General features: G+C 40.0%; 15 protein-coding genes. All 15 read left to right on the top strand.

The annotated features are described in order from the left end of the window. Positions 1-233 precede the first annotated feature (233 nt). The 15 genes from ACFS5O_RS03650 to xylF all read left to right on the top strand — a co-directional run bounded on the left by ACFS5O_RS03650 (position 234) and on the right by xylF (position 18168). Positions 234-1592 carry an MBOAT family O-acyltransferase gene (locus ACFS5O_RS03650; protein WP_318300059.1) on the top strand — a complete coding sequence of 453 codons (1359 nt, stop codon included), beginning with the start codon at positions 234-236 and terminating at the stop codon, positions 1590-1592. Between the two features lie 70 nt (positions 1593-1662). Further along, a complete protein-coding gene (locus ACFS5O_RS03645) occupies positions 1663-2577 on the top strand; it encodes a hypothetical protein (RefSeq protein WP_205724347.1) in 915 nt (304 codons plus the stop codon). Between the two features lie 195 nt (positions 2578-2772). Next, positions 2773-3729, top strand: a complete 957-nt coding sequence (locus tag ACFS5O_RS03640) for a tRNA dihydrouridine synthase (protein ID WP_205724348.1) — start codon at positions 2773-2775, stop codon at positions 3727-3729. 156 nt (positions 3730-3885) lie between these two features. Further along, positions 3886-4548: a Type 1 glutamine amidotransferase-like domain-containing protein gene (locus ACFS5O_RS03635; RefSeq protein WP_205724349.1), complete on the top strand. Its 663-nt coding sequence runs from the start codon at positions 3886-3888 to the stop codon at positions 4546-4548. 66 nt (positions 4549-4614) lie between these two features. Then, positions 4615-4812, top strand: a complete 198-nt coding sequence (locus ACFS5O_RS03630; protein WP_205724350.1) for a hypothetical protein — start codon at positions 4615-4617, stop codon at positions 4810-4812. A 311-nt stretch (positions 4813-5123) separates the two neighbouring features. Then, positions 5124-6791 (top strand): M4 family metallopeptidase, encoded by a 1668-nt coding sequence (locus ACFS5O_RS03625; RefSeq protein WP_205724351.1) that lies wholly within the window; start codon positions 5124-5126, stop codon positions 6789-6791. A 297-nt stretch (positions 6792-7088) separates the two neighbouring features. Then, positions 7089-8327, top strand: coding sequence for a serine/threonine transporter SstT (gene sstT, locus ACFS5O_RS03620; protein ID WP_205724352.1), 1239 nt, complete (start codon positions 7089-7091; stop codon positions 8325-8327). Positions 8328-8465: 138 nt separating this feature from the next. Continuing rightward, positions 8466-8861 (top strand): VOC family protein, encoded by a 396-nt coding sequence (locus tag ACFS5O_RS03615; protein ID WP_205724353.1) that lies wholly within the window; start codon positions 8466-8468, stop codon positions 8859-8861. Between the two features lie 175 nt (positions 8862-9036). Next, positions 9037-10140, top strand: a complete 1104-nt coding sequence (locus ACFS5O_RS03610) for a sugar ABC transporter substrate-binding protein (RefSeq protein WP_066390871.1) — start codon at positions 9037-9039, stop codon at positions 10138-10140. 92 nt (positions 10141-10232) lie between these two features. After that, the gene (locus ACFS5O_RS03605; protein ID WP_205724354.1) at positions 10233-11753 is read left to right on the top strand and encodes an ATP-binding cassette domain-containing protein; all 1521 of its coding nucleotides are present in this window, start codon (positions 10233-10235) and stop codon (positions 11751-11753) included. Positions 11754-11764: 11 nt separating this feature from the next. Next, positions 11765-12940, top strand: coding sequence for a sugar ABC transporter permease (locus ACFS5O_RS03600; protein WP_205724355.1), 1176 nt, complete (start codon positions 11765-11767; stop codon positions 12938-12940). A gap of 177 nt (positions 12941-13117) precedes the next feature. Next, a complete protein-coding gene (locus tag ACFS5O_RS03595; RefSeq protein WP_205724356.1) occupies positions 13118-14095 on the top strand; it encodes a sugar ABC transporter substrate-binding protein in 978 nt (325 codons plus the stop codon). Next, entirely contained in the window at positions 14092-15555 is a 1464-nt protein-coding gene (locus ACFS5O_RS03590) for a sensor histidine kinase (RefSeq protein ID WP_205724357.1), read from the top strand. Before ACFS5O_RS03595 ends, ACFS5O_RS03590 begins: the two co-directional genes overlap by 4 nt. After that, entirely contained in the window at positions 15533-17053 is a 1521-nt protein-coding gene (locus tag ACFS5O_RS03585) for a response regulator (protein WP_205724358.1), read from the top strand. Before ACFS5O_RS03590 ends, ACFS5O_RS03585 begins: the two co-directional genes overlap by 23 nt. After that, positions 17050-18168: a D-xylose ABC transporter substrate-binding protein gene (xylF, locus tag ACFS5O_RS03580; protein ID WP_379838667.1), complete on the top strand. Its 1119-nt coding sequence runs from the start codon at positions 17050-17052 to the stop codon at positions 18166-18168. The genes ACFS5O_RS03585 and xylF overlap by 4 nt, the downstream gene beginning before the upstream one ends. Positions 18169-18170 lie beyond the last annotated feature (2 nt).

Below are 18170 nucleotides of genomic sequence, written 5' to 3'. Positions count from 1 at the left end.
GGCCACAGTAAAACCTACCTCATTCTAGGTGGGAAAATGGGTAACAATTTAGACTAGTATATATTACTGGTTTTTAAGTGTTAGATTACTAGTTTCATTTCTCAGAAAAATTACAAGTTGATTTACTATCAGGTGATTGAATGACTTTTATATCAATTGAGTTTCTTCTATTTCTCGCAATAACCGTTTTGTTGAATTATATAATCCCCCATCGAGTGAGATGGATTCTTTTATTGGTTGCAAGTTATGTGTTTTACGCTAGTTTAAGTATTCAATTTATATTATTACTCTTAATTAGCACAGCTTTTACTTATTTTACTGGAATCTTCATTGAAAAACAGGAGACAAAAAAACAGAAGAAAAAAGCCATGGTCGTTGGTATTTCTGTATTGTTGTTTTTTCTTGGTTGGTTTAAATATTTTAATTTTGTGAATGAGTCGCTTCGGTCGTTGGCAACATTCATGGGTTGGAATTATGCGATACCCTACCAAGAGATCGTTTTGCCATTAGCCATTTCATTTTATACATTTCAAGCTGTAAGTTATCTTGTGGATATTTTCTATGGAAAGCAAAAAGCTGAAAGACATTATGGTTATTTTTCGGTCTATTTTGCATTTTTCCCACAACTGGTTGCTGGGCCGATTGAACGTGCCAGAAAATTAATTCCACAATTGAAAGTTGAACAGCGTTTAAGCTATGAAAATTTAGTATATGGAATGAAACGAATCGCATGGGGTTTTTTTAAAAAGACATTGATTGCAGATCGACTAGCTCCAATCGTTGCTAGTGTTTACGATAGTCCTAACCCGTCTGGTTCTGAAATCGTACTAGCTACTATATTATTCTCGATTCAGTTGTACGCTGATTTTTCAGCATGCAGTGACATTGCCATTGGTAGCGCAAGAATGCTAGGGATAAATTTAACAGAAAACTTTAAACAGCCGCACTTTGCCGTTTCGATTTCAGATTTTTGGAGTAGATGGCATATAACGCTCTCCACATGGCTTAGGGATTATATTTTTTTCCCGTTATGTAAGAGGAAAAAGAAGAGAAGTGAAATTTATTTTGCCATTGTGATTACTTTTTTAGTAAGTGGCATTTGGCACGGAGCCGCATGGACGTTTGTTATATGGGGTCTCATTCATGGGTTTTATCGCGTGTTTGGAGATGCAACGAAATCTTATCGTGAAAGTATGGCTTCGTTTATTCGATTGGATAGAAGCCCAGTGCTCCATAGGTGGTTGAAAATTGCAATAACCTTCCTGCTCGTTTGCTTTTCCAGAGTTTTTTTTCGATCGGATACCGTATCACAAGCATTTGAACATGCAAAACTTTTCTTGAGCATCAGCTCTTGGAGCCCGGTGGGAATGATTAAAGCTTTTGAAATTTTTCCGTTATTTGATCTGCTACTGTTTATTTTTTTCTTTATTATTTTGCAACTGTTTCAATATATCGAAAGAAACAATGGTTCAGCATGGGAATTTCTATCAAAGCACTCTACATTTACTAGATTGGCATTTTATATTTTTCTTATTTTTTCAGTTCTTGTATTAGGTGTGACAGGCGATGGATTTGTTTATGGTGGATTTTGATACAACAACTTCCATGTGATGTTTAGGTGAAGATCTGGTAAAAGAAACACGATGTTCGAAAGGATTTGCTATGGTACGTTTATTCATCAAGTTAACAATTATCATCGGTGTGGTAATTCTGCTTTTTATGCCTATCAATCAATTTGTTAAGGATTCGTATGATTACAATATTGACCATGACATACTGGCATTTAAGAAAGAACCACACCCTGTTGATATCATTAATCTAGGTGCATCTCATTCGATGTATGGTTATTATTTTAAGCCCACTGGTTTGTCCCATCTGGACTTAGCGCTTCCTTCTCAGACCATTCAATACGACTATAAATTATTGAAAGAGTATGGCGAGCATCTTAAACCTGGTGGTGTCGTTCTCGTTTCCATCTCTCAAATGACTTTCGCCAATTCTGAGGCTAAGAACATCGGGAACTATTATAGGATTTTGGATCAAAGTGATATTGAACCGTATAATATCATTGATTATTACACTTACTTGAACTTACCTGGGACAAATACGGCGAGTCTTAGCTCTGCAATCACGGGTAAATTAAAAGACTTAAGATGGGATTCTCATCAACCTTGGTCAAATAATGGTAAAGATTATTCGGAAAGAAAGTATGAGAAAATAGAACACCAATACCAGGAAGCAATTGAAAACAATAACATCGAACCAAATGTAAAGCAGTTAGAAGAAATTGTAGATTATTGCAGCGAGAAAGGCTACCAAGTCGTATTGACCATGGAGCCAGTACATCAGTCTTACCTAGAATATTTTGATGAAAACGTAATGGATAGACTTGTTTATCAGCATTTAGAAGCCCTAAATCTAGATGTTCCATTTTTAAATTATATGAGTGATCAAAGATTCGTAAACAACAAAGAATATTTCATTGATCCCGATCATTTAAACAGTGAGGGAAGAAAAAAGTTTTCTTGGATCGTATACGAGGAACTGAAGAGAATGGGTTATTTATACAAGAATTAAATGACCAAATTATTTAGAGTCATACATGAAGCCTTATTCCCTTGGGATGAGGCTTTTTTCGTACATTATCCATTTTCCATAAATTATACATGTGCAGTGATTGATATTGAGCTAACAATCATGTTATAAGTGTAAAAGAATATTTATTTAACCGGGATTTTGAAGTTGCACTATAGTGAGAGGATTTGAGCATTAATGATAGATAATTTTTGGCGTGATTTACCGCGTCCATTTTTTGTACTTGCTCCGATGGAGGATGTTACAGATGTTGTTTTTCGTCATGTCGTAAGTAAAGCTGGGCGACCAGATGTGTTTTTTACGGAATTTACCAACTCGGATAGCTATTGTCATCCAGAAGGATTAAAAAGTGTTCGCGGTCGTTTGACGTTTACAGAAGATGAACAGCCGATGGTGGCACATATATGGGGAGATAACCCTGAATATTTCCGTCAAATGAGTATTGGCATGAAAGAGATGGGCTTTAAAGGAATCGACATTAACATGGGCTGCCCTGTACCGAATGTTGCACAAAGAGGAAAAGGAAGCGGCCTTATTCTACGTCCAGATGTAGCGGCGGAATTGATTCAGGCGGCTAAAGCGGGCGGACTGCCTGTTAGCGTGAAAACACGACTTGGTTTTAAAGAGGTTGATGAGTGGGAAGCGTGGCTTACGCATATTTTAGAGCAGGATATTGCGAACCTTTCTATTCATTTACGCACAAGAGAGGAAATGAGTCTTGTAGATGCCCATTGGGAGCTTATTCCTGAGATTAAAAAGCTGCGTGATCGAATCGCACCAGATACGCTTTTAACGATCAATGGAGACATTCCGGACCGTCAAGTTGGGCTAGAACTTGCAGAAAAGTACGGTATCGATGGCGTCATGATCGGACGTGGAATCTTTAAGAATCCATTTGCTTTTGAAAAAGAGCCGAGAGAGCACAGCAGCAAGGAATATCTTGATCTATTACGACTGCAGCTTGACCTTCAAGATCAATACGCAGAAGAAGTGCCGCGTTCTATCACAGGACTTCACCGCTTTTTCAAAATCTATGTAAAAGGATTCCCTGGGGCGGCCGAATTACGAAATCAGTTGATGAACACGAAATCAACGGATGAAGTGAGAGCGTTGCTTGATAACTTAGAACTGTAATAGCATATAAACATTTAAAAAACAGTATGAGACCAGACGTGTTTCATACTGTTTTTTTGTTCTTAATAGGATTGTAGTCCGGCATTCAACTAGAGGAAGGTGATCGTTCTTGTAGAATTATAAATCATACTAAAAGATTCGAGGAGGCGTTCCGTTATGAAATTACTGCTCACATCAGGTGGCGTGAATAACAAAAGCATACATGAGGCGCTCGTTAATATGTTGGACAAGCCGATTGCTGAATGCAATGCCCTTTGTATACCTACCGCAATGTACGGACATCCCTGGGTAGGACCAGGTGTGAAAGCTTGGGAATTTATCAGCGGGAGAGAAGAGAACCCTATGGTCAACCTAGGTTGGAAGTCAGTTGGTGTGCTCGAGCTTACAGCGCTGCCAAGCATTGACAAAGAACGCTGGGTGCCGCTCGTACAGGAGGCGGACGTCTTATTGGTATCGGGTGGAGATGCTCTCTATCTTTACCATTGGATGCAGCAGTCTGGGGTTGCGGAGCTTTTACCGACTCTTCGTGCCGTTTATGTGGGTATGAGCGCAGGAAGTATGGTGATGACACCTAAGATTGGGGAAGAATTCGTTGGTTGGACTCCACCGACCGGTGAAGATAAAGCACTTGGATTTGTCAATTTTTCAATCTTTCCACATGTTGATCACGAGATGCTGCCGGACAACACCATGGCCGCTGCAGAACAATGGGCTGCTGCGTTACAGGGCCCAGCGTATGCTATTAACGATGATACCGCCATTAAAGTGATTGATGGTGAGGTAGAGGTGATCTCAGAAGGACATTGGAAACAGTTTTAGTTTTGAATGGTCTATTTTTGAGTATCTGAATTTTTTATTAAATTATTTAAGAATAGAGGTTTTAATATGGAGGCCAATAAAAGGTGGCTTTCTATTCCTAAAGAGATTAGAAGTCGCTTAATTAATAATGTCTTTTGCACAAATTGTTCAGGTGTTACAACGATTGAAAGTTTTACGATAGAAGATGCTCGATTTGGAGTGGTTCTAAAAGGCAAGTGTAAAAAGTGCGGGCATGAAGTGGCACGAGTTATTGAATCTGAGTAGTACGACATGTCCTAACCTCAATCTTTTATAAAGTTAGTTCAAAAGTAATGTAGCCCAATATATACATGTACGAAACGATTATCTAAAAATACATATTTATTAAGGAAGGGAAAGGAGGGGAAATGGCCTCTCTATTCCTTCTTTTTGTTTGAAAAGAGCCAATTCATTCACAACATAAGGGAGTTGGTAGTTTATACCTAAACCACTTTTACCCCTATTAGTTTGAATATTAAAATAATTCTTATTATTCATTCGAATAGACTGGCTATTCTTTATAATGATGTTATCCAATTAATAGGAGGTAACGTATTTTGAAGAAAAAGCTTATTGCTCCTGTCATTCTGTCATCTGCCTTATTGGTAGGTTCTATACCAATGAATGTCTTGGCTCTGCCGCTAGAATCTAGCAAGGTTAGCCATGTACAAGCATTAAAGGAATGGAACGAGAAAGCGAATGTTCCATTCTTTGTGAAGGAACGAAATGCGGAGAAGTTTTCCTCCAGCAGTTCTTCTAACGCAATAAATTACTTAAAGAAAATTCAAGATAAAACTGGGATTCAAAATCCAGAGAAGCATTTAAAAGTAAATGATGTGCAGAAAGATGAATTGGGTATGACTCATATTCGCTTTAATCAGGCAGTCAATGGGTTTTCAGTAGAAGGTTCTGAAGTTATTGTTCACTATAACAAAAATAATGAAATTGTTTCTGTTAACGGAAGAACCAATCAGACGATTTCCAATGAAACTGTCGCTACAGCATCCTCATTAACCAGTGAGAAAGCTCTTCAAACAGCTTTAGCTTCTGTTAAGGCGCCGAAAGAACTAATTGCTGAACCGTCAACCGAGCTTGTTATCTATCCGTTTGAAAACAAAAACCACCTGGCATACAAAGTGAACGTTAACTTTATGGGTGAAGAACCTGGAAACTGGTTTGTATTTGTAGATGCTAAAACAGGGAATGTCATCGATCAATTTAATGGGCTCATGCATGCTGATGAACATAAAACGCAAACAGGCTCTGGCCTTGGCGTTAATGGTGAACATAGAAAATTACATATTACACGAGTGAAAGAACCGCAATCTGGAACAAGGTTTGCATTAGCAGATTACTCACATGGAAATCTTGAAGGAATTTTTACGTATGATGCCACAAGTGATTGGGACTCTAGTAATGATAAGATATATACTGGAAATTCTGCTTCCTTTACGAGTGACTATGACCGAGCGGCTGTTGATGCACACTATAATTCTGAAAAGGTGTATGACTATTATTTAAATGAGCATGGCCGGAATTCTTTGGATGGAGAAGGTATGGCGATCAATTCCTATGTACACATGGGAGTCGATTACAATAATGCATTCTGGAATGGACGTTATATGGCCTATGGAGATGGTGACGGTGAATTCTTCATTCCATTATCAGCAGGTCTTGATGTTGCGGCCCATGAAATGACACATGGTGTGATTACGCATACCGCGAATCTAGCTTACCGTAATCAATCCGGAGCACTTAATGAATCATTCGCTGACGTTTTTGGTGCGCTTGTTGATGATAGTGATTGGGAGATGGGTGAGGACATTATGGCACCAGCTGCAAAAGCAGATGGTGTAACGAGATTGCGTAGCTTAAGCGACCCGAACAGTGTTGTGGTCAGCAACCCACAAAGAGCAGCATATGGCAGTGGCGTTTATCCAGCACATATGGATGAATATTATAACATGCCACTGAATGTAGATAATGGTGGTGTACATGTGAACTCTTCTATTACGAATCATGCTGCCTATCTGATTGGTGAGGAGCTTGGTAGAGAAAAATTAGGTAAAATATATTACCGTGCTCTATCGGTCTACTTAACATCGAATTCTAATTTCAGTGAAGCTCGTCAAGCCATCGTACAAGCTGCAACCGATCTTTATGGATCAGGAAGTGCAGAAGTAACTGCAGTTAACGCAGGCTTTGATGCGGTTGGTATTCATTGATAGACCATTAATAAAAGGAATAGAAATGAAAGCCTCAGGAATTCAATCCTGAGGCTTTCATTTCTGTAAAAGAACGAGTCTAAGATTATCTAAATATTCAAATGATTACAACTTTTATAAATACATTGTATTAAGCCGAAATACTTACTATAATACTACTTAATAGAAAGACAATTGTCTTTTTCAGGTGGATGAAATTTGTTATGATTCAATGGTCCTACCGGTTAAAGCATATCTTACTACAGGTTTATTCAGATTAACAGCTTTACAATTCTAACTAGATTGGTGATGACATCTATGAAACGTATAATGAAAAAGTGGAATCAGCTAAGTCTTGTTAAACAAATCTTTATTGGATTAATTGTAGGTATTATCTTAGCTTTAGCGATTCCGCAAGCAGCAAAACCTGTTGTTATTTTTGGAACATTGTTTGTAGGTGCACTAAAAGCAATCGCACCTGTTTTAGTATTATTTTTAGTTATGTCAGCGATCGCCCAGCATAAAGCAGGGCATCAGACGAACATGAAAGCTATTATTTCTCTATATCTTATAGGAACTTTTCTAGCAGGGTTGGTTGCGGTTGTTGCTAGCTTTATCTTCCCAGTAGGTCTTACACTTGGAAAAGGAGCAGAAGGTGTGACTCCTCCGGGTGGCGTGGTTGAAGTACTCAAAACATTATTGATGAACGTAGTCGATAATCCATTTAACGCTTTAGTTAACGCGAACTATATCGGTATCTTGGCATGGGCAGTACTTTTAGGTCTTGCTTTAAGAAGTGCACAGGAAACAACAAAAACGATGATCTCAAACGTTTCTGACGCTGTAGCCAAACTAGTGACTTGGGTCATTAAATTTGCACCGCTAGGAATCATGGGACTAGTCGTTGAATCGATAACGTCGAATGGTATCGATTCATTATTGAGTTATGGTAAATTGTTAGGACTATTAATTGGTTGTATGGTATTTGTTGCGTTGGTTGTGAATCCACTTATTGTGTTTACAGCAATCCGCCAAAATCCGTACCCGCTTGTTTTCAAATGCTTGAAAGAAAGTGGGATCACAGCATTCTTCACACGTAGCTCCGCTTCTAACATTCCTGTAAACATGAAGTTATGTGAGAAGCTTGGTCTGGACAAGGATAATTATTCTGTTTCCATCCCATTAGGTGCGACGATTAATATGGCAGGGGCTGCAGTTACGATCTCTGTCCTGACTCTTGCTGCCGTTCATACTCTTAACATCCAAGTCGATCTTGGAACAGCTATTCTACTAAGTGTTCTATCCGCTGTATGTGCTTGTGGTGCTTCAGGGGTTGCAGGAGGATCCTTGTTGTTGATTCCTCTGGCGTGTAGTCTCTTTGGAATTCCAGGTGATGTGGCGATGCAAGTAGTTGGAGTCGGCTTTATCATAGGCGTTTTACAAGATTCTTTCGAAACAGCACTAAATTCTTCAACAGATGTACTGTTTACAGCTGCAGCTGAGTACAAAGAATGGCGTAAAGAAGGTAAAGAAATCAATATTCAAAAAGCAGCATAAATAGATGGCACCTGAAACGTTGTTTAGCTTTGAGGGTGCCTTTTTTGTTAACGCCATTTTCTTTGTTAAAAAGGAATTTTGACGAAGTGCATGGAATGACATTAGTGGTTTTATTATAAAAAAATCAGGAGGTTACTCATGGGCAGATTAGTGCATTTTGAAATTCATGTGGATGATATGGAGCGGGCAATGAAGTTTTACGGTGAGGTGTTCGGCTGGTCGTTCCAAGATTGGAGTGAATACGCCGGAATGCCTTATTACGGTGCAGTGACTGGAGACGATAAAGAAATGGGGATCAACGGGGCACTCATGCAAAGGCAGAGTCCGCCACCTGAACCGAATCAAGCATTAAACGGATATGCTTGTACGATGGGTGTTGAAAGCTATGATGAAACAGAAGCAAAGATTTTAGAGCAAGGTGGAAAAGTAGCGATGCCAAAGTACGCGCTCCCAGGAATGGCTTGGCAAGGATACTTCATCGATACAGAAGGCAATATTTTCGGCATTCATCAGCCGGATGAGAATGCGAAATAAATAATAGTGAAGAAGACAACGCTGATCTATTGGCGTTGTCTTCTTTGTTGCTAAAAATAATACCCCTTAGTTAAAAAAGTACAGACGATGTTAATAAAGTGCTAATGATAGCGCTTTCAAACACGCTTTTTTCGTAGCTATAATTAGCTTGTAAGTACTTTTAAAGGGGGAACTAATGATGAAGAAAAGTAAATTACTATCTCTGATGCTCGCTGTTGTCATGCTTATGCTTGTTGCAGCTGGTTGCAGTGACAGCAATAGCGAGGTAAGCGTGGGGATCGTCTTACCTACGAAAGATGAGCCAAGATGGGTGCAGGACGAGCAAAGATTTAAGGATGCATTAAAAGGAACAGACTACACGACTGAGATTCTGTTCAGCCAAGGATCTTCTGCAAAGGAAAAAGAAAACGTTGAAACATTAATCAACAAAGGAATCGACGTTCTTATTATCTGTCCACAAGACGGAGATGCAGCTGCTGCAGCTGTTGAAGCAGCAAAAAAAGATGACATCACGGTTATTGCGTATGACCGTTTGATCACGAATACGGATGCCGTTGATTATTATGTAACGTTTGACAGCTTGGCAGTTGGTGCTGCACAAGGTCAATACTTGATCGACAACGCTAAAGGATCTAACACTCCGCTTTACCTTTATGCTGGAGCGGCTTCTGATAACAATGCATTTTTATTCTTTGAAGGAGCTTGGAAAGTGCTTCAGCCTAAGATTGCTGACGGCACATTCAAGATCGCTAACTCTAGTGAAGCGGAAGCCTTAAAAGACAAAGCCGAACTTTCTCGCGATGAGCTGAGCAAGATCATCGGCCAAGTAACAACGAACTGGGATGCAAACGAAGCGAAGAACAAAGCGCAAACACATTTGACGGCTGCTAAGGCAGACTTAAAAGGTGATGTGGCTATTCTTGCTCCAAACGATGGAACAGCTCGTTCGATCGCAGATGTATTTGGATCAGACAGCGCGGTTTCTAGCTACCTCGTTACAGGTCAGGATGCAGAGAAAGCTTCCATTCAATATGTTATTGACGGCAAACAATCGATGACTGTATTTAAGGATGTTCGTACACTCGTTAAGGATGCAATGGGAATGGCAGTTGAGATCCTTGATGAGAAGAAGCCAGAAACAACGGGTTCTTATGACAATGGAAACGTTGAAGTAAAAGCAAAACAAACGAACGTAATCGTTGTGAACAAAGACAACGTGAAGAAAGAACTTATTGATTCTGATTATTATAAAGCCGACGATTTTACAGGGCTTGAATAAGAAAATAGTAGGACGAGAAATAGTGATAGATCCTATGTCTATCACTATTTTTCACAATGAAGTCAGTGGAGTGGCTAATTGGAGGGATCATGATGAGCGGATATATTTTGGAGATGAACGAGATCTCCAAATCGTTTACCGGAGTGAAAGCGCTCAGCAATGTAAATTTTAAAGTAAGAAAAGGCGAGATACACTGCTTGATCGGAGAAAACGGAGCAGGAAAATCCACGCTGATGAAAGTGCTAAGTGGTGTTTATCCTTATGGAACGTATGAAGGAGATATCGTGTTCGAAGGCAGTGTTCAGCAGTTCAATAAGATCAGTGACAGTGTGCAAACCGGCATCGTTATCATCTATCAGGAGTTAGCCTTATTTCCGGATCTCACGGTTTATGAAAATATTTTTGTAGGCAATGAAGTCAAACGAGGAAACTTAGTGGACTGGAACAAAACGATTGCTGAAGCTAAGAAAATGCTAAAGCGCGTAGGGCTCGATGTTAGTCCTGAAACACTCGTGAAGGATTTGAGTGTAGGAAAACAGCAGTTGGTTGAAATCGCTAAAGCGTTAAGTAAGGACGTTAAGCTGCTTATCCTAGATGAACCGACCGCCGCGCTGAATGAAGATGACAGTGAGAATTTGTTGAAACTTCTAGGTGAGCTGAAGAAACAGGGCATCACGAGTATTATGATCTCCCACAAACTAAAGGAAGTCATATCTATTGCCGACCAAGCGACGGTGCTGCGTGATGGGAAAACAATCTGTACGCTTGATGGTTCTAGCGGAGAAATCTCAGAGAACATGATCATTAAAAACATGGTCGGACGGGATATTGAAGATATTTATCCGAAGAGACCTCATAAGAAGATTGGTGAAACGATACTAGAACTGAACAACTGGTCTGCTTATAGTACTGAGCTTGCTAGACATGTCTTAAGAGATATTGACTTTCATGTAAAAAAAGGAGAAATCGTTGGGATCGCCGGACTTATGGGCTCTGGACGAACGGAGCTTGCACTGAGTGTGTTTGGTAATCCGAAAAATTACAAACTAGAAGGTCAGCTTAAAGTCTTAGGAGTGGAAAAGACGTTCAAACATACGAGTGATGCAATTAAGTCAGGCATCGCTTACGTAACAGAAGACCGAAAAGGTGACGGACTGTTCCTCATTCAAGATATTAAGAACAACATAACGGCTGCCAATCTTAACGCTGTCGCTGATAAGGGTATCATCAACGAGAATGAAGAGGTAAAAAGAGCAACAGAATACAAGCGCTCGATGTATATTAAAGCTTCTTCTCTAGAACAAACGGTCGGTAATTTAAGTGGAGGAAACCAGCAGAAGGTATCGCTCGGAAAGTGGCTGTTCGTTGGGCCGAAGCTATTGATTTTAGATGAACCAACACGAGGCATCGATGTAGGTGCTAAGTTTGAAATCTATACAATTATGAACCAGTTAATCAGCGAAGGTATGAGTATTATCATGATTTCTTCTGAACTTGGTGAAGTACTCGGGATGAGTGATCGTGTCTACGTTATGGCTGAAGGAAGAATGAAAGGTGAGCTGCCGATTGAAGAAGCCAATCAAGAAAACATCATGCAGCTTGCAACGCAATAGGGGGTTAACACATGGGATTTATTAATGAAGCAAGAACGTTAGTGAAAGAGAATATCCGTGATTATGGGATGTATATCGCGCTGTTTGTGATTATGCTTACTTTCTCCATCATGACGGATGGGCTGTTCATGTCATCCCGTAATATTAGTAATCTATTAGACTCTACCGGTTATATCGCTGTACTGGCAGTAGGAATGACACTCGTCATCGTTATTCGTCATATCGATCTATCTGTAGGGTTCGCGGCTGGATTTCTAGGTGCGATCGCGGCCATCCTTTTAACAAAGATGGGCTTGCCTGTTTATGTGACGATTCCGGTGATCCTTGTGCTTGGAATCTTTATTGGCTTATTTAACGGTTTGTTAATCGCAAAATATGCCATCCCATCGTTTGTAGCAACACTTGCAGGGATGTTGATCTTCCGTGGTGCGCTATTACAAGTAACGGAAAAAACGGGAACAATCATTATTAAAGATGACGCGTTTAACGCGATTGGCAACGGATTTATTCCATCACTTATGATCGTAAACGGTTTGCATCTCTTATCACTAATTCTAGGTCTACTTTCCATCTTATTTTACATTTATAGCGAGATTTCTACGCGCCGCAACAAGATTAAATATCAGTTCGATGTTGTATCTAAAGGGATCTTTACGTTCAAACTTGTTTTTGTTTCAGCGATCATCGCCTATGTAACTTGGATTCTAGCAGGTTATAACGGCTTTTCTTGGACAGTTGTCATTATGCTTCTTGTCGTTGTAGCATACCATTTCTTAACGACAAAAACGGTGCTTGGCCGTCACATTTACGCAGTAGGAAGTAACCCAGAAGCTGCACATCTAAGCGGAATCAATGTAAATAAGATTACGTACATGGTGTTTGGTTCTATGGGAATGCTTGCTGCTCTCTCAGGGATTCTTTTTACTTCGCGTCTTCAATCCGCTACAACAACAGCAGGAACACTTTTCGAGCTTGATGCCATCGCAGCAGCCTATGTGGGTGGTGTGTCTTCAGCTGGTGGAGTTGGAAAAGTAACGGGTGCCATCATCGGTGCCATTGTTATGGCTTCGTTATCAAGCGGGATGAACCTTCTTGGTGTTGGGGTTTCCATGCAGTACATGATTAGAGGGGGCGTGTTGGTTGCAGCTGTACTCTTTGATGTAATAACTCGTAAAAAGAGAGGATAGCTTAACTCATAATTAGGTTTGCTAAAAAGTGGAGACATCATGCTCGAAGATGTCTTCACTTTTTTAACTCTAAACAACAGTTTAGTCCCTATAAATGGTAACGGAGTAAGCGTGTGTGTCACATTTCTTATGATAAAATAAGATTAGTAAATTTTCGGAAAAAAGGGGATACTTCACTTGCGCAAAGTCGGGCTGATTTTTTTAATTATTATATGTATCTTCCTTAGTTATTTAACGTTTACAACAGCTGAAAAGGTCTTTCATTCTGATTGGAAACTGCCGGCAGCTGCTTCTCAAAAAGAAAATTCTTTTCGTATCGTTCTTATCACGCAAGAGTTGGATACGCCTTTTTGGGATAAGGTTGGAAAAGGTGCGGAACAACAAGCTCAAAGAAATGGAGCAAGTCTTGAAGTATGGGGAAGTTACGGCAAGAACCAGGATGATTTTTTGAAAAAGCTCGAGATTGCCATTCAATCAAAAGTGGACGGTATTATCGTGCAAGGTCTTGATACAGATCGTTTTAAGGAACTGACGAAAGTAAAGGCAGCATTTTATGGCATTCCTATTATTACTGTTGGAAATGACGTACCGAAAGCTGAAAGCCTCCGAAAAACGTATGTTGGATCAAATCAGCACTTAGCTGGAGTGATGATTGCCAAGCTCATGTTGTCTGATATGGGGCAGGAAGGGCAAGTCATTTTATTAAGTGATAGCCAAAAAGAGTTCTATCAGGAGCAACGGCTTTCAGGTATTAAAGAGGTGCTTCAAAGCTTTCCAAACGTAGAAACAATTTATTCAGAAACACCTGAGGCGAGAGAGCAAGTTATCGCAAAAACAAGAGACCTTTTGAACCAGTATCCCGAAGCGGATGGATTTATTGCCGTAAACGCCAATATGGCAGGAGCAATGATTCAAGAGATTGGTAGACGGGGACAAGTAGAGCCATATTTTATTTATTCTTTTGATGATGGATCGGAATCGATGACATTGCTTAACCAAAAAAAATTGGATGGTGTCATTGAGCAGTCACCCGAGATGATGGGGAGGAAAAGCGTAGATGTTTTGATGCAATGGCTGAAGAACGAAACCGTTCCTCTTGATGCGAATGGTTATTCTAGTGAAATTCGAATGATAAAGGCGATGGACGAGAGATGAACAGAATACAGAAAAAAATATGGATGTTAGCATCAGTCGTTCTGATCATCATGGCCATTATTTGGATAGCGCTTACCTACTATAATCAAAAAACTCAAAATCAATACAATGACATCTTACAACGTTATTTAAGCATGAATGAAGTGACGAGTACGAGTCAAAAAGTGGTCACAGATCTTAATAACTACTTGCTTGAACCGTCAGAGAACCATTTGGGTAAGCTTGATAAAAGCAAAGATAAACTTAACATGGCAAAATTGGAAATCGGAAAACTAAGAAACTCGAAAAATGAGTTTGCACTCATGAATTATATGAACCTTATTGATAGTTTTATTGAAACAACAGATCGCTCTCTGATGTTCTATGCGGAATCTGACACTGAGACCTCAAACAAAGAATTTACAGAAGCAACGCGTCTTTCCAAATATATATCAGAAATGACGCTAACATTAATTGATACAGAGCTGAAGACTTACGACGTTTTTTATCGAGGCATTATCGATCAATCTGCTGAATTTAAGAAACTAGGAATTTGGCTGATGCTTCTGATTACACTTTTGCTGCTCGTCATTACGTATTGGTTTAGTTTAAGCATCACAAGACCTGTGCAGCAGTTAACACGTGCAGCGAACGAACTGTCTGCAGGAAAGTTTGACAAAGAAATCAAAGTGGAATCAAATGATGAAATCTCGTTTCTTGCTCAAACTTTTAACCGAATGCGCATCAATATTAATAATTTGTTTCAGGAAATCCAGCAGAAGGCGCAGCTTGAACATGAACTTCAGCAAAACAAGCTTCTGTTGCAGGAGAGTCAGCTTAAGAATCTACAAAGTCAGATCAATCCACATTTTTTATTTAACACGTTGAATACGCTATCGAAGAAGGCTTATTTGGAAGGGTCAGAAGAAACGAGTGATCTACTTGTAAGTGTGGCTGGTCTTTTAAGATACAACTTAAAGTGGTTAGACAAATCCGTTACGCTTCAAGATGAAGTGATGGTGATTCAGCAATATATGAATATCCAAAAAGCAAGGTTTACGGATCGGCTGACACTTCACCTCGATATTGATCACTCCTGTTTAGAGGTTCAGATTCCTGGCCTAACTCTGCAACCGATTATTGAGAACGCCGTGATCTATGCGGTTGAACCAAGAGAAGAAGGCGGACAGATTTGGCTTCGAATAAAAGATGGCGAAAACATGGTGAAAATTGAAGTGGAAGACGACGGTCCCGGGATCTCAGAGGATATTAGGATACAGATCTTAGAAGGAGAGCGGATTGAGACGAACAGCGCTTCAACAGGTATTGGGTTTGTGAATGTCGTGAAGCGACTCCGACTTTTTTATGGTATGGAAAATTTGATGGATATTCAAAGTGATATCGGGATTGGTACGAAGGTGGTAATACGAATTCCTAAGACGAGGGGGGTTGAACAGCATGCTCAAACTCTTAATCGTTGATGACGAGCAGATTGAACGAGATGGGCTCCAAGTTATTCTGCAGAAGGCATTTCCTCAACTTGAGATCTATCAAGCGAGAAATGGGAAAATCGCTGTACAAGTTGCGGCAGAAGTAAAGCCCGACTTAGTAATGATGGATATTCAGATGCCAGGGATGAATGGACTAGAAGCGATACAGCAGATTACATCTACGAATCCTTTCATCAAGTTTGTGATGATTACAGCTTTTGATATGTTTAATTATGCTCGTCAAGCGATCAAATTAGGGGTGAAGGATTATTTATTGAAGCCGAGCCGGATAAGTGAGATTGAGGAGACAGTCGGGAAAATTTTAATGGAAATTACAGAAGAACAGAGGTCGCTTAAGGTTTTGGAAAGTACGCTACCGCTCGTTGAAACAGATGTTGTCACGCAGCTTTTGTTCGATCATGTACATGACGTTCATTTGGATATGCTCGTAGATATGCTCGACATCTCTTCCACTCATGAACCTTTTGTGATGAGTATTCTCCTCCCACAAAGCGGAGAAAACCTCTATTCGTTAATCAAAGAAAAGGTTAGAAAATCTGCGAGTGGGTGGGTTGGTGCTTTGTATGGCCGTCAGCTTCCTATTATCGTTTTTCGTAAACCAGACTGTTCGTTTCGTTCGCAAGCGATTTCTCTTGCAAAAGATATTCTCTCACTGAAAAAAGTAAGTTCTAACGATGAATGGTTCGTTGGGATCGGAAACGTCTGTGATTCTTTAGATCAAGTTCGGCAGTCTTATCAAGAATCTCTTATTGCCACGATGGATTCCTCCTTGCCTGTGAAATATCGTTTTTATCATGATGTTCCAGTGCTTGGAGGTACAGAGAACAAACTTCAATCCAAACAGCGTGAAAAACAGTTTTTAGATGAAATCAGGTTAGGCAAGTGGGATGAGGTTCTTAAAAAGATAATGGATTTAATCCAACGGTGCGAGAATGAAGGGACAGATTTACTCCAAACGCAGCAGCGTGTTCTTGAGTTGCTTTGGGTCGCTGCAAGAGTGATGAGCGAAATGGGAGTAGAAACGGAAACGCCTTTCTTTTCCTATCAATCTCAAGACTACCGTCAGCTTCGTTCTGAATCAGACCATCTATTAAAACAGATGCGGACTTCATACGGAGAACATTATGAACAGCTTGAAGCCGATACGATTCATCAGATCAAACAATATATCGTTAAACATTCGCATGAAGATATCTCACTTGAGACGTTAGGAAGAAAAGTAGGTTTGAGCCCAATCTATATTAGTAAGATGTTCAAAGAAAAGCTAGGAATCAACTATATTGATTTTCTGACAGAATGTCGAATTGAAAAGGCGAAGAAACTGATGGCAGATCCAGAAAAAAGCCTAAAAGAAATTACGTTTGAAGTCGGATATCACGAACCTAACTATTTCAGCAAAGTGTTCAAAAAAATGGTTGCGCTTTCACCGACTGAATACCGTAGGACTGTTCTTGGGAAAAAAGGATGAAGGTACGTAAAGGAGCATCTTTCATGAAAAGATTCATAAATCGTACATGCCTCGTCCTGTTATTCATTGCTTTGATATGTGCTTCAGGGTGCGACAAGAGCAGTACGAGTAAAGAGACACTTGGAAAAGCGATTCCTTCAAAAAGTGAAAAAGTGGGCAGTGGGACAATGAACGAGGAAAAGATTAAGATTGGGTTTTCCATGGATACGTTACTGGAAGAACGGTGGCTCAAGGATAAAGAGCTCTTCAAGAAAGCCGTAGAGAATCTAGGAGCAGAGGTAGAGATTCTTGCAGCAAATGGTGATGACTCTCTGCAGATTGCACAAGCTGAAACGCTCATCCATAATGAGGTCGACCTTCTAGTCGTTGTTCCTCATAACGCTGAAGCTATGGCGACGATCGTCAATAAAGCACATTCAGCAGGCATAAAGGTGATGGCATACGACCGTCTAGTCAAAAATGCAGATCTCGATATGTACGTATCATTCGACAATGAGAAGGTTGGTGAGCTTCAAGCGCTTGCGATAACAAAGCTCGTTCCAAATGGGAAGTACGTGTATATAGGGGGAGCTGAAACGGATAACAATGCACATTTGTTTAAGAAAGGGGTTTTCCGAGTTCTACAGCCTTTGATTGATAAAGGGGTGATAACGGTTGTGTACGATCAATGGTCCAAAGACTGGACGCCTGCTAATGCCTTTAAAAATATGGAGTCGGCACTGAAAGCTAACAACAATAAGATTCATGCGGTGATCGCAGCAAACGATGCTACCGCAGGTGGTGTTATACAAGCCCTTGAAGCACAGGGACTCGCAGGAAAAATTCCGGTCTCAGGACAAGATGCTGAGCTTGCTGGCGTCCAGCGAATCGTGCGAGGAACGCAACTGATGACGGTGTATAAACCAATTCAGTCTTTATCAGAAAAAGCGGCAGAATTGGCAGTGAAGATGGCAAAAGGAGAAACGATAAAAACAGAACGAAAGATAAACAACGGTAAAATTGAGGTTCCTTCTGTTTTGTTGTCACCGATCGCGGTTGATAAAGGGAATATTGAAGAAACCATTATTAAGGACAGATTTCATTCTAAACGTGATGTTTATGAGAATAAGCAATAACC

The organism is Fictibacillus nanhaiensis, assembly GCF_042686385.1.
Taxonomy (GTDB): domain Bacteria; phylum Bacillota; class Bacilli; order Bacillales; family Fictibacillaceae; genus Fictibacillus; species Fictibacillus nanhaiensis.
The sequence above is the reverse complement of the archived record's forward strand: the minus strand, read 5'-3'. Positions and strand labels throughout refer to the sequence as shown.